This is a genomic window from Bacillus pacificus, from assembly GCF_020861345.1.
Taxonomy (GTDB): domain Bacteria; phylum Bacillota; class Bacilli; order Bacillales; family Bacillaceae_G; genus Bacillus_A; species Bacillus_A pacificus.
The window spans coordinates 5,149,593-5,162,989 of the sequence record NZ_CP086328.1; the positions used below are offsets into that span (position 1 = coordinate 5,149,593).

Consider the following 13,397-nt stretch of genomic DNA (forward strand, 5'->3'; position numbering starts at 1 on the left):
TTACAATTTTTCTTATTACTTGATTGGAATCGTATATGTTATAAAATTATTATGGGATAAAATGTAAGTTTCTGTGTTCGCATATTAAACATAGGATAAGAAATATGTGATATACTTTGAGAAGTTTATAATGAATGAAATATGGAGGACTATAATTATGGCAATACTTGTAACAGGTGGAGCAGGGTATATTGGTAGTCATACATGTGTAGAATTACTAAATAGCGGTTACGAAATTATAGTAGTTGATAATCTTTCGAATAGCTCGGTAGAATCTATAAATCGAGTGAAAGAAATAACAGGAAAACAATTTAAGTTTTATAAAGAAGATGTTTTAAATCAAGAAGCACTTGACGCAATTTTTGAAGAAAATGCAATCGAAGCAGTTATTCACTTTGCAGGATTTAAAGCTGTAGGGGAATCAGTAGCAATTCCATTAACATATTATCATAACAACATTACGAGCACTTTAGTGCTATGTGAAGTAATGCAGAAACATAATGTAAAGAAGATGATTTTTAGTTCATCCGCAACTGTATATGGTATCCCGGAAACGTCACCGATTACAGAGGAGTTTCCATTAAGTGCAACAAATCCATATGGTCAAACGAAATTAATGATTGAGCAAATTATGCGTGATGTAGCATTTGCAGATAGAGAATGGAGTATCGCGTTACTCCGCTATTTCAACCCATTTGGTGCACATGAAAGTGGACGTATTGGAGAGGATCCAAATGGAATTCCAAATAACTTAATGCCATATGTTACACAAGTGGCAGTAGGTAAGCTAAAAGAATTAAGTGTATTTGGAAATGACTACCCAACGAAAGATGGAACAGGCATCCGTGACTACATACATGTTGTAGACTTAGCAAAAGGTCACGTAAAAGCGCTAGAGAAAGTACTGAATACAACAGGAGTAGATGCTTATAATTTGGGCACAGGTACAGGGTATAGTGTACTTGAGATGGTTGAAGCATTTGAAAGGGTTTCAGGAAAAAAAGTTCCTTATAAAATTACAGAGCGTCGTCCTGGTGATGTGGCAATATGTTTTGCAGATGCATCAAAGGCAAAACGTGAACTAGGATGGGAAGCAAAACGTGGATTAGAAGAAATGTGTGCAGATTCTTGGAGATGGCAATCAAATAATAAAAATGGCTATTTGGAAGTTTAATATGTAGATACAAAAAATGCCCTTTGCATGAGCAAAGGGCATTTTTGTATTTATTTCCCGTTAAGTTTATTAGCTAATTTAGTAAAAAAGGTCCGCTGTTTTATAGGAATATTTGACTGGCAAAATGTATAATAATCAATATCTTTAATGTAAGTAAAGAGCCTAGAAATAGCATATAGGAATGTAATAGAAGATCCAACTGCGAAACTAATGCCGTAACCATTGAATCCAAATGGAAGCAGGATAAGGCTTAATAACAAGTTTGTAAAAAAGAAAATAGCTGATGTTCGAAATGCCCCTTTACGATCCTCAAAGTATAGGAGTAGTAATGTAATAACGAGCACCATTCCATTTGCATAAGCACCAACTATAGTTAATTGCAGAATAGAGTAATTAAGTGTTGTCTTTCCAGATTGCGAACTAAACATCCATATTATAAAAATAATAAGTAAGGAAAAAATACCTTGATTACGAAGTATACGTTCCATTTCCTGCTTTAAGACAAAGTTCATGGAATCTTTCAATTGTAAAAGCGTATGTAATGTTCCACCATTGTTTACCGAACCGAAGAACTTTTTATATCTTTCATAAAACCTCGTTTCAATGGATACTACAAAGAAAATATAGGTTGGGATAATACTTAAATACGCCCAGAAAACAGAAGTATCATAAATTTGATGATAAATAAATGTGTCTTCAATATTTCCCCGACCGTCTCCAAACCAAATAACAAAATTACATACCCAAATACCCACATTGTAAAAGAGGCTTGACCAAAATAATTCTGGATATTTATCTAAATAAGACAGAAAGGTAAATTGTTCAGTAGCATCACTATTTGGAAACATTCGTACAATAACGATACTTAACCATACTAGTGTAATGAAAGTACCGAGTGTAAAAGAAATTAAAAGCAATAGGGCAGATCCATGTTCTAACCCAAGTGTAGGGTGCCAGTAAGCTACTAGGATAATTCCTAATAGGGAAAAAATGGATCCGATTAAAAATGCCAGTGCAATTGATTGATAATCTTTAGCTGCTGTTAAATAAATGGACTGAATCCAGATGATATTTAAAGCTAAAAATAAAAATAGCATCACGATTTTATAATATAAAGCTAACGGTGTGAAAAATGCAAACAAAAGCCATAACATAATAGCTAAAAAAAGTGTGATCTTCGTCATTCCTAAAAATGAAGAAAATACTTTATCAGCTTTTTGTTCGTATAAAAGGTCAGCTACATATCTAGTTACAATGAGCTGCAATGCTCCGTAAATAATTTGAGAAAAAATAAAGCAATATGAAATTGAAATAGTGAAAAGGCGCTGTTCTTCAATTGAAATAGAATGAAATAAATTCAAAATGAATCGAATAGTTGTTACTGCTAAAATAACGACTAACCAAGGACCAGCTGTAACAAATAACGAAAATCCATAAGCTTTTACCCTTGAAGAATAGTAGTCTTCCTGAAATAATTTTTGTAATCGAAATCCTATACCTGCCATGTTTTCGCACCCCTTTCTAAATAAAGCTTACGATAACTATCAACAACACCTGATAATTGATAATATGCTTCAATACGATTACGCCCATTGTTTCCGAATTGTTGAATGGATTCAGGGTGGCGATAATACCATTCTAAGTGGGTGGCAACTTGTTCAGGAGATACAGGTGGTACAACAAAGCCACATTGGCCGTAAGGATCTTCATCTTGTCCATAAATTAACTCCTTACAAGAACCAACGTCTGTAACAACCCATGGTAATCCCGATGCCATTCCTTCTAACATAGCTAGTGGTTGCCCTTCAGATATGCTAGTTAATACGAGAATATCCGTTTGTTTTAAGTAATCTTTAATGTTTACTCTGCCAGTCATTATTACATGTTCTTTTAATCCAAGTTGCTGAATTAAATCACGACATTCTTGGGCATACTCTGGTTCTTCTGTATCAGGACCTAATAAGTAGAAGATAAACGGAATATCTTTTTCTAATAATAATTTAGCTGCATAAATCATTGTTTTTACGTCTTTAATTGGCACAACTCGTATAATAGCAGAAATAATGAGTTTATCTGAATTATGTTTTGGCTTACGTAGCCCCTTATAGTCAGATAAAGTAACACCATTTGGAACAATTTTTAGTTTATGGGCCGGAGCTCCTAGTTCTTTTTGATATGCACTATTCCGTCCGAATAACGTAATCACATCAGCAGCTTGTTCATATGCTTGGTGAGATAAATGATGGAAGAAAGAAACCCATCTTTTTTTGTATTCGATTGGTATCCAAGTTGATTGGAGTATTTCCTCTTCACGTTCCCGAGAATAAATACCATGCTCTGTTAGAATAAATGGTATGTCAGATTTGGCACTAATTGCAGCTCCAAGAAGCCCACCATAGCCTGTAGATACAGAATGGATAAGATCTAATTCAGGAAAATCAATTTGTAAAATTTGAATGATTGGTGTGAACATAGATCTCCACATCCAAAAGTAATTTAAGAAAGAACCGCTACTTTCTTCATACAAATAGCTTTCTTTCACTATTTCATAAAATTCACGACTTTCGAAGAAGGAATGTAGTGTTCCTAGCTTTTGCTTGTTCCCTAATATTTGTAATGCTTCTGTGTCGTTAGCTTGGAATGTAAACCATTTTTGAAGTGTTTGTACTTCATCAGTCGTTAAATTGGTTTTTATATGTTTTGGGTCACTTTCTGATTGTAAGGGAATCATAATGATATCTTTTACATTGTTAGGAATTTCATATTGATATTCCTCTTCTGTTTTTATTTGCGGTACGATCGCAAAAATGGTGAATTCATGTTCTTTAAATTGTTGGATGATCATTTGTACCCAACTTGCTACTCCGCCACTGACAAAAGGATAACTTCCTTCAACGACTAAACCTATTCTCATCTGCTATACCCCTTTAATTGGAATTGTAGCGTTAGCTTGTTTTAATATAACGCTATAAATTTGTGAATCTAGCTTTGTAACTGTGCCGTATGGGAATGAACCGGTTTTCAATTTTTTCCCTTCTTCCACACGTATAATCGTTGCAGTGTGGTTTGGTAATCCTTTATATGCAATGTGAACAGCATCATCTTCATAAGAAACAGTTAAATCACCAGTTTGATAAATTTTCATGGAAGCAGTTGCTTCACTTTGTGTCATACTTTTTATATAAGGATATCTTTCTCGTATTTCTTTAATTGTCGTTTTATAAGCTTTAAATAATTCTTCCCACGTTAAATTACCCGAACGTTTTTCATCAAGGATATCATCTGGATGGACGAAATGTGAGATAACCCCTAAATTTGCGGTAACATCAGCTAAAATAAATTGTTCTTCATCTGAAATAGCATAGCCACTCGTAATACGTGGGAAGTGATAAATATTTTTGTTGTGCTCGTCTGGTCCAAATTCTTGAATTAAACTGCCGTTACTTTTACTTCCCACATATAGGGAAGCAACTGTTTCCATAGTTGGAACTGCGTCGTTTAATGCACTTAATCCAGTTGTATTTATAATATTGGATGGTGGTACATAGGTTTTTAGTTTTTCGTTTGGAAAGAAGTTATACACGAGTTTTTGTAAAGCATCTAAGGATCTCTCCATGTCCTCTTTTGAATTCCATGGAACATATTCAAGTGCTTTATCTACTGGGTCTGGTGGTAATAATAAAGGTTGATGGTTATAGCCATGAATACCGATTTCTCCACCGTGACTTAATAATTCTCTCCCAAATAATAAATAGGTATTTCTATTTTTACCTGTAAAATTTTCAAAGGGTGGCGTTACTTTATTTTGGTATGTGCCAATTGCAACCCCTGTATATTTAATATCAAGCTCTTCAGAGATATCCTTCATATTTTTCCACCAATGTTTTTTATAAAATTCTTCAACAGAAATTTTTTCTGTTGTTAAGTTTTTTAGTTCTCCACTTGGAATTGGAGATGGGAAGTCATCGATATACATAATCTCCGCTCCAAGTTGTACTGTAGCGAAAGTCGGGAAAATAGTACCCAGTGATTGAACGAACATACCTCTACCTAATTTATCGTTCAATGCTGTTGTATTCCAATATAAGACTTTTCCTTCACCGTAGTCATTGGTCCAAAGGATGGGAGTATCTTCTGCAGTAATCCAAGTATTAGTTGTATTCTCATCTAGCGTAATATTCATTGAGCTATGAGTGAACAATGGAGAAGAACTTGAGAGATCAGGATAACCAGGGAATAAAACTTCTTCAAAGGTTAATCCTTTCACATCTTTGAAGCCTTCTTTTTTTGTAATACCAAATAATGTGTTCCAGGAAGGATCTGAATCAAGTCGGTTTGCGATAATAATCCTTCCGCCCATTTGTACAAAATTTTGAATATCAGCTTGTGGAAGTTGTGCCATTATTTCACCTGTAATAATAATTCCTGTATAGGGAGAGGGAGTAAGTCCCTTAATTTCATTAGCTGTAATATCTTTGTAGTGTAGGTGTGCGTAATCCATTGCCTTTTTCGTATTAAATTCGACTTGTTGCCCTAATGTATTATCCGTTTTTAAAACGTATAATTGCATTTTTTGTCCATTTTGGGCTACATCTTTTGCTTTGAGTGTTTTAACAGTATCTGTTTCTTTAGTTTTAGGAACAGAAAACTTTTGATAGAAATTTTCTGTTCGATATATAAGGATAGATATAATTAAGAGAAATAAAATGATACTAACAATTCCGATATATATATTAATCCCCTTTTTCAATGTGTGCGCCTCCAAACTGTCTTACAAATAATTGATATTTACGCGGTAGTATATGAACTCTTTTTGCAGCTGCTAGATTATTGATTAAGTTATAGAGCTCGTCCCATAACTTTTGTTCATAATATATTTCAAGTAACCCAACGTAACCGTAATATGATTCAGGATAGAAATGAATAAGATTTAAAAATTGTTCTTCAGACTTTGCATATTGTTTTGTATGTAGAAACAGATTTCCAAGGTGGAAAGGATAAAGAGGTTCGGTAGGGAATAGTTCTACACTTTGTGTAATAAAATTCATAAATTCGGCGATTATTTTTTCCTTTTGCTGATTAGAAAGAAGACCACTGTCTATATATCTTAAATAGTTAGAAACCAACTCTTTTGCAATTTCATTTTGTGGATTTTGTAGAAATTGCTTATTTAAGTATTCGATCTGTTTTTCGTACCGTTCATTTAGTAAATTAATAGTAGTTGCTGCGTAATGTACAGTTTCAGGATCTTTATGATGAATGGCTTCTTTCAATAAGCCTCCTTCATTGGAAATAGGGGAGGAGCTTAACTGTACAATGAGTTGTTTATGTAATTCAGGCTTATCTAGTTCTAATCCAGAAGAAAATGAAATTAGGTCCATATCTTGTTTTGCTGATGCCAAAATATCTTCATAATGATCAACTTGAAAGGAAACATACTCAGAGTATTGCTGTAACCACTCGGTCTTGGAGCGTCTTATATTCAGTAATAACATGATTGCTGATACAATAAGTCCGACAAGCGGGAAAAGGAGAGAGATAATCAAGCAAAACTCAATAATTCCTTTCTTATCTTCAGTAATCAAACCTTTCGTAAATCGAAATAAAAGAAAAACCAAAATAGCATAAATAAAGTAAAGAAGGAGTAAAATCATTAGCATAGCACTCCTTTAGAAGAAAGAGCGTTTTGTATACGAGTTTGGACTGGTAATAAAAACTTTTCTTCAGTGCCAGGTAATAGAATCATAACTTTTTGTTTGGTCGTGCTATAACCGAATATATCAATATCACGCAAATGATCTTTTAAAATAGAATTTATCATTTCTAAAGAATCTTGTGGAACAGTAAATTCAAAATAGGAATATGGATAAGATAATGTTTCGTACCGTTTCTTTTCTATTTTTAGTAAATGTTCAAATTCATCTTCATAATAAATACTCGTTTTAGGGAATGTACGATCCTCTTGACTTGATAGCCAAAGATTAGAAGCGTTTTGTAAACGATCACCCATCCAGCGCAAATACCATGTGAAAAGTTCGAATTGCTCAGAAGTTACTTTTGAAAATTCAATTTCGTCTAATATAATGACGTATTGTACATCATCTTGGAATAGGACGGGACCAACTAAAAGTGGAGCGTCTTGAAAATCCTCTTCTGTACGGAAAAAAGGTCGATTATGCGCTAGAGCGTTTTTGATGACTAGCGAAGCATTTTTAACAAAAATGGATTGAGGTAAGGTATTTTTACCAGTTTCTGCTCTTAATTTAATACGAAGTGATTGTTTATTGTTATCGACGTGATAGATACCAATTTTTTTTGCTCCGAAATACATTTTTAATACATTTATTCCCTCATCGAGTACAATTTCAGGATGTGTATGATTTAAAGCTTTAAACATATGATACATTTTAGATAAGTGATTATTTGATTCAAGTACACGAGAACGTAGTGTAATACGTGTTTCATCCAATTGTTTCACAACATATTTTAATTCTTTATTTTCGGCTTTTAGCTCATTATTTATCATATGTACATCTTCATACCGTTCTTTTTGTGCAGTACTCATTAGTCCACAACATAAACTAATAACAAGTAAGAAAATCCAATTAATCCAGTAATCTAATGAATAAAAGTACAGTAATATATCATCTTCTTTATATATACCGCTTATAAAAATATAAATCATTGCTTCTAGAAAGGTGAAAAGGGCGATAGATATGCCATACCGGCTAGAAATAATTAATGTAATAAATAAGAGTAAGAAGTATTCATACGTTGGTGTTAGAAAATCAGTTAGTATTGAGAGAAAAAATAGAGCAATAAAGAGAATCGTAGGTTCAATCATTTTTTGTAATAAATTAGATTGTCTATAGTGCATAAAAAATCCCTTCTTTCGTTTGCAAATTTAATTTTGAGGAATAGTACACTGAAATAAAATACATAATTTAAAAGAATTATTTTAAATTATATAAAGCCCAAATCATTTTATCAACAGAGATGTAGTAAATTCAAGTGAAATAAATTCTAATTTTTGTTAATGTATTGTATTTATTGGAATTTTTTATTAAATATCGAGCTTGAAAAAATGTAAAATGTTATTGTATTACTATACTTGTATTAATATATAAAATGATAAAAAATTACAGTTTTATAGGGGGTAATATTATTATGGAGTGGAAACGTTCCATGTACTTTTTAGCTATATTTTCTTTTATTTTTTCCTCAAGTACATCCGCCCAAGCAAATGTCGTGGAACCAGTTTTAAAAAATGTACGAAGTTATAAAATTTATTATGGTGAAGCAAATGAGCAAGTAATTGAGGGACTTTCAAAGTATGACATGGTCATTATAGAGCCATATGCATTTACGAAAGAGCAAGTTCAGCAATTAAAAAAATCCGGAACAGTAGTCCTTGGGTATGTTAGTGTTTTAGAATTAGAATCGTGGCATAAATCGCAAGTAGTTGAATCAGACTATTATTATCGAGACGGTAAGAAAATGAAGATTGAGCAGTGGGATACATATATTATGAATTTAGCTGATGAACATTACCGGCGGATTGTTGTAAATAAAGTGAAACAGCAAGTTATTGGAAAAGGAATAGACGGTGTGTTTTTAGATACCGCTGGTGATATTGATGACTATTTTTATGATCAGCCAGTTACACAAGGGAAATTTCGCGAAGCATATGTAAATTTATTAAAAGAAATAAAAGGTGTTGATTCTGATTTGCTTCTTATACAGAATTGGGGATTTGACACAATCAAAAATACATCCTTGAATTTTATACATGGTGTATTGTGGGAGGACTTCAATAAACAAGTTATTACGAAAGATGAATGGAGTCAAAATTGGATGCGCTATTTTAAACAACAAAGTAATAAGATTGTAACGTTTACCGTTACTCCAAATACCGTATCTAAAAAATATAGTTCTATAAATGGATTTATTCCTACAATTAATCCGAATGATATTTATGATAAATAGCAATTATTAGGGATGAGAAACTATCAATATTGACTATGAAAGTTTAGGTCAGTATACGATTATCTTATAAAGATGAATGTATTACTGACTAGCTCATTTTATAATATTCCATGTTAGAAATTAGTAGAATAAGATAGAAAAAGTGCATTATCCTATTAATTTTTATAGAAATAAAAAACGTGATATTTAAAATAACATCAATACTTGTGTCATGGTTAGAGTACGTTTATAATCAAGGAATCCTATTAATGTTCTGATAGGGTTATTTATGATTGAAAGCGTTTTAAATTTGGCGTTCTTCAAGGTAGGAAGTCTGACCTATTTAGATTAAAAATTATGTATGTAGTTTGAAATAGGAAGAAAAATAATAAAGAATCACTTTATATTGTGGGGAGGTTAAAAGTGTGAAAGGGAAAGAATTTCACACGAATACATATGGGTTACGTAGGATTATTACTTTCGGGTGCAGCTTTATTTTTAAATAGTCTTGTTATATTAGGAAAAGCAGAGATGAAAAGTGCAGGTGTTTTTAATTTATTTGTGGGTGCACTACAAATTATTATTCCGTTCTATTTAATCATGATTTCTGATCAAAGTAATTGGACGGTATATTCATATGCAGCTACTTTCTTATTCGGATTAACCTATTTATATGTAGGTGTTACTTTTATAAAAGGAATGGACAGTAGCGGTTTAGGGTGGTTCTGCATTTGGGTAGCAATTATTGCTTTATTCTATATGGTTGTTTCATTTGTTCAATTCCACGATGTTGTGAATGCGTTAACGTGGTTTATGTGGGCATTACTTTGGTATTTATTCTTTGTATTAAATACACAAAAAAAGAACATCAATCAATATCTTGGAAGGATTGCCTTCGTACAATCATGGGTAACATTGACGTTACCTTCACTCTTTTATTTTATGGGAGTATGGGGAGAGGGATTCGTATATGAATTATGGGTTTATGTATCTGTAATTTCTATTTTATACTTCTGTTATTGTATTTATAAATATCGAGTACGTTAATATATTTTTTGTAGAAAAGCATGGAATCGTTAAACGAGTTCCATGCTTTTTATATGTTAGCATTTATAATAGAGAGGTAGTATTTTACAATTTATCGAAATGGGGATGATAAAGTTGAAAAAAGTATTGGTGCTAGGGGGAACAAGATTTTTTGGTAAACATTTAGTAGAAGCACTTTTGCAAGATGGGCACGATGTAACGATTGCGACGAGAGGAATTACGGAAGATTCTTTTGGGAGTAGAGTAAAAAGACTTATTGTAGATAGAGAAGATGAAAAACAACTAGCAGAGCGTCTAGCAGATAAAAGTTATGATATTGTATACGATAATTTATGCTATAGCTCGAACGCAGCGAAGATAATATGTGAAGTGTTACGAGGGAAAACGACAAAATACGTTATGACATCTTCAATGGCTGTCTATGAACCAGCACTAAGTTTATCAGAAGAGGACTTCGATCCGTACGAGTATGCAATTGCGTATGGAGATAGGAATGACTTCAATTATGGTGAAGGAAAGAGGTTAGCCGAAGCAGTTGTATTTCAGCAAGCAACATTTCCAGTTGTTGCAGTTCGTTTTCCAGTTGTTATTGGAGAAAACGATTATACGAAAAGGTTACAATTTTACGTTGAACATATTGTGAGAGAAGAACCTGTCGCAGTGAATCATCTAGATGGAAAATTGTCGTTTATACATGAAGAAGAAGCCGGGGAATTTTTAGCTTGGTGTGGGATGAAAGACATAGAAGGGCCAATTAATGCTTGTAGCAACGGGGTAGTTTCTACTCGGGAAATTATTCATTTTATAGAAGAGAATACGGGAATAAAATCACTCATTCAAGAAGTAGGAGATCATGTAGCACCTTATAATGAATTGACTAATTGTACATTACATAATGGAAAAGCTAATGAATTAGGGTTCCCGTTCCGAGGGTTGAAAATAGAAATAGAAAAAGTATTACATTATTACATACATGCAATGAAATGATCATAAATCCCCCGGTGGCAATCCGGGGGATTCTGGAGGATTTCGACAATACTAATTTTACATTACCAAACTTACCTTATACGCACGACTAATGTTTTTGTGATTGAATTGCTTGTAAATACTTTTCATTTACCCGGTCCCAGTTCACTGTATGCCACCAGTTGGTAACAAATTCTGGGCGACGATTTTGGTACTTTAAATAATAGGCATGTTCCCATACATCAATGACAAGTAATGGAATTTTGCCTTCTTGCAAAGGTGTATCTTGATTAGGTGTACTCATTACAGTAAGTTCTTCACCATCAAGGACAAGCCATCCATAACCACTTCCAAAACGGCTAATTGCTGCTTTAGACAGTTGATCTTTTAAGTTGTCAAAGGTATTGAAATAATAATCAATTACTTTTGCAACGTCTCCATTAGGCTCGCCGCCACCCCGTGGGCTCATTACTTCCCAAAAAAGACTATGACAATAATGTCCACCACCGTTATTTCTGACAGCTGTAACAATTTCCTTTGGTAAAGCTTCTAAATTACATAGTAACTCTTCTAAAGATTTATTATGTAATTCCGAATGGTTTTCTAATGCGGCATTCAAATTATTTACGTATGTCGCATGGTGCTTTCCATGATGAATAGAAAGTGTATTGCTATCGATATATGGCTCTAGTTCATCATAGTCATATGAAAGCTTTGGCAATTGAAATGAAGACATGACATTTCCTCCTTTCTCTCTAAAAGTTGGTCTAGGTAAAAATAATTTACATGAGTAAAAAATACACCTATTTTTCATGAAAGTCAATAGTAATCTCTTAATTTTCTGAAAGATAGTACAATAAAAGTAACACTTCGACTTTCGTTTGTGACTCTTATTCTTTTTGCTTATACTGTAAAGTAGTAACGTTTTGTTGAAATAGAAGGAGATCGCTTATGAGTAAAACGAAGCAATTAATAGAGGAAGCGAGTCATTTTATTACGATTTGCTATAAAGAGCTTAATAAAGAACAATTCATAGAAGAACGCATGAAAGAAATTCGAGTTGAAATAGAGAAGACGGGGACGTATGAACATACATTTGAAGAACTTGTTCACGGATCGCGAATGGCATGGCGCAATAGTAATCGATGTATCGGAAGACTATTTTGGAGTAAGATGCACATATTAGATGCACGTGAAGTAAATGATGAGGAAGGTGTATATAATGCATTAATTCATCATATTAAATATGCAACGAACGACGGAAAAGTGAAACCGACCATTACAATTTTTAAGCAATATCAAGGTGAAGAAAATAATATACGAATTTATAATCACCAATTGATTCGGTATGCAGGATATAAAACAGAAATGGGAGTGATTGGTGACTCTCATTCCGCTGTGTTTACAGATTTTTGTCAAGAACTTGGCTGGCAAGGAGAAGGTACGAATTTCGATGTATTACCACTTGTGTTTTCTATAGATGGAAAAGCGCCTATATATAAAGAAATTCCGAAAGAAGAAGTAAAAGAGGTACCAATTGAACACCCAGAATACCCAATTTCGTCACTTGGAGCAAAATGGTACGGGGTTCCAATGATTTCAGATATGCGCTTAGAAATTGGCGGTATTTCCTATACAGCAGCTCCGTTTAATGGATGGTATATGGGAACAGAGATTGGGGCACGTAACTTAGCGGATCATGATCGCTATAATTTACTTCCAGCAGTTGCGGAAATGATGGATTTGGATACATCGAGAAACGGTACGTTATGGAAAGACAAGGCGTTAGTTGAATTAAACGTGGCTGTTTTATATTCCTTTAAAAAACAAGGAGTGAGTATTGTTGACCATCATACTGCGGCACAACAATTTCAGCAATTTGAGAAGCAAGAAGCTGCCTGTGGTCGTGTTGTAACGGGCAATTGGGTGTGGCTCATTCCGCCGTTATCTCCAGCTACCACTCATATTTATCATAAACCGTATTCGAATGAAATTTTGAAGCCGAATTTTTTTCATAAATAGTTTGTAGTATAGGGCATTTTCTGTAAAAATATAAATTTTTTTAACTACTGTTACGTAGCAAATGGAAGCCTTTACCCTCGGTTATTTTTGGAAGGAGCTTTTTGAACCAAGGAGTTCCTTATGTTATAATCAAATTTCTGTTTCGAAGACCTTATAGAAATATAAGGTCTTTTATTTTGCTTTTTTATGTAAGAGGAATAGAAATTTTCTTTTAAATAAGGGA

The 13,397-nt window shown here is 33.3% G+C and carries 11 protein-coding genes; 5 read left to right on the forward strand and 6 right to left on the reverse strand.

The annotated features are described in order from the left end of the window. Positions 1 to 157: 157 nt before the first annotated feature. Positions 158 to 1,174 (forward strand): UDP-glucose 4-epimerase GalE, encoded by a 1,017-nt coding sequence (galE, locus tag LMD38_RS26555; RefSeq protein WP_000996533.1) that lies wholly within the window; start codon positions 158 to 160, stop codon positions 1,172 to 1,174. Positions 1,175 to 1,224: 50 nt separating this feature from the next. Here galE and pelG read toward each other — a convergent pair whose 3' ends face one another. From pelG to LMD38_RS26580, 5 genes are read right to left on the reverse strand one after another with little or no spacing between them, the layout of a single operon-like run. Next, the gene (pelG, locus tag LMD38_RS26560; RefSeq protein WP_016719067.1) at positions 1,225 to 2,679 is read right to left on the reverse strand and encodes an exopolysaccharide Pel transporter PelG; all 1,455 of its coding nucleotides are present in this window, start codon (positions 2,677 to 2,679) and stop codon (positions 1,225 to 1,227) included. After that, complete coding sequence (gene pelF / locus LMD38_RS26565) at positions 2,667 to 4,088, reverse strand: GT4 family glycosyltransferase PelF (protein WP_016719066.1); 1,422 nt, start codon at positions 4,086 to 4,088, stop codon at positions 2,667 to 2,669. The genes pelG and pelF overlap by 13 nt, the downstream gene beginning before the upstream one ends. A 3-nt stretch (positions 4,089 to 4,091) precedes the next feature. Beyond that, positions 4,092 to 5,924 (reverse strand): DUF2194 domain-containing protein, encoded by a 1,833-nt coding sequence (locus tag LMD38_RS26570; RefSeq protein WP_016719065.1) that lies wholly within the window; start codon positions 5,922 to 5,924, stop codon positions 4,092 to 4,094. Next, positions 5,908 to 6,828, reverse strand: coding sequence for a tetratricopeptide repeat protein (locus LMD38_RS26575; protein ID WP_044791870.1), 921 nt, complete (start codon positions 6,826 to 6,828; stop codon positions 5,908 to 5,910). Before LMD38_RS26575 ends, LMD38_RS26570 begins: the two co-directional genes overlap by 17 nt. Further along, positions 6,828 to 8,051, reverse strand: coding sequence for a GAF domain-containing protein (locus LMD38_RS26580; RefSeq protein ID WP_100633460.1), 1,224 nt, complete (start codon positions 8,049 to 8,051; stop codon positions 6,828 to 6,830). The genes LMD38_RS26575 and LMD38_RS26580 overlap by 1 nt, the downstream gene beginning before the upstream one ends. A gap of 290 nt (positions 8,052 to 8,341) precedes the next feature. On the opposite strand from LMD38_RS26580, the gene LMD38_RS26585 reads away from it, so the two are divergent. From LMD38_RS26585 to LMD38_RS26595, 3 genes are all read left to right on the forward strand, one after another. Beyond that, positions 8,342 to 9,160, forward strand: a complete 819-nt coding sequence (locus LMD38_RS26585) for an endo alpha-1,4 polygalactosaminidase (RefSeq protein ID WP_000455000.1) — start codon at positions 8,342 to 8,344, stop codon at positions 9,158 to 9,160. Positions 9,161 to 9,595: 435 nt separating this feature from the next. Next, positions 9,596 to 10,186: an AmiS/UreI family transporter gene (locus LMD38_RS26590; RefSeq protein ID WP_000542569.1), complete on the forward strand. Its 591-nt coding sequence runs from the start codon at positions 9,596 to 9,598 to the stop codon at positions 10,184 to 10,186. Positions 10,187 to 10,291: 105 nt separating this feature from the next. Further along, the gene (locus tag LMD38_RS26595) at positions 10,292 to 11,173 is read left to right on the forward strand and encodes an NAD-dependent epimerase/dehydratase family protein (protein WP_033678606.1); all 882 of its coding nucleotides are present in this window, start codon (positions 10,292 to 10,294) and stop codon (positions 11,171 to 11,173) included. Positions 11,174 to 11,261: 88 nt separating this feature from the next. Here the strand turns inward: LMD38_RS26595 and sodA are convergent, their stop codons facing one another. Continuing rightward, the gene (gene sodA, locus LMD38_RS26600; RefSeq protein ID WP_073530936.1) at positions 11,262 to 11,888 is read right to left on the reverse strand and encodes a superoxide dismutase [Mn]; all 627 of its coding nucleotides are present in this window, start codon (positions 11,886 to 11,888) and stop codon (positions 11,262 to 11,264) included. A 215-nt stretch (positions 11,889 to 12,103) separates the two neighbouring features. Between sodA and LMD38_RS26605 the strand changes: the two genes are divergently transcribed. Further along, entirely contained in the window at positions 12,104 to 13,174 is a 1,071-nt protein-coding gene (locus LMD38_RS26605; RefSeq protein ID WP_016719061.1) for a nitric oxide synthase oxygenase, read from the forward strand. Positions 13,175 to 13,397: the final 223 nt, after the last annotated feature.

What these genes read in the sequence shown, in the direction of transcription:
- LMD38_RS26585 (WP_000455000.1), top strand. Translation starts at nt 8,342, where the DNA reads ATGGAGTGGAAACGTTCCATGTACTTTTTAGCTATATTTTCTTTTATT.
- LMD38_RS26605 (WP_016719061.1), top strand. Translation starts at nt 12,104, where the DNA reads ATGAGTAAAACGAAGCAATTAATAGAGGAAGCGAGTCATTTTATTACG.
- LMD38_RS26580 (WP_100633460.1), bottom strand. Translation starts at nt 8,051, where the DNA reads ATGCACTATAGACAATCTAATTTATTACAAAAAATGATTGAACCTACG.
- pelG (WP_016719067.1), bottom strand. Translation starts at nt 2,679, where the DNA reads ATGGCAGGTATAGGATTTCGATTACAAAAATTATTTCAGGAAGACTAC.
- galE (WP_000996533.1), top strand. Translation starts at nt 158, where the DNA reads ATGGCAATACTTGTAACAGGTGGAGCAGGGTATATTGGTAGTCATACA.
- pelF (WP_016719066.1), bottom strand. Translation starts at nt 4,088, where the DNA reads ATGAGAATAGGTTTAGTCGTTGAAGGAAGTTATCCTTTTGTCAGTGGC.
- LMD38_RS26575 (WP_044791870.1), bottom strand. Translation starts at nt 6,828, where the DNA reads ATGATTTTACTCCTTCTTTACTTTATTTATGCTATTTTGGTTTTTCTT.
- sodA (WP_073530936.1), bottom strand. Translation starts at nt 11,888, where the DNA reads ATGTCTTCATTTCAATTGCCAAAGCTTTCATATGACTATGATGAACTA.
- LMD38_RS26590 (WP_000542569.1), top strand. Translation starts at nt 9,596, where the DNA reads ATGGGTTACGTAGGATTATTACTTTCGGGTGCAGCTTTATTTTTAAAT.
- LMD38_RS26595 (WP_033678606.1), top strand. Translation starts at nt 10,292, where the DNA reads ATGATAAAGTTGAAAAAAGTATTGGTGCTAGGGGGAACAAGATTTTTT.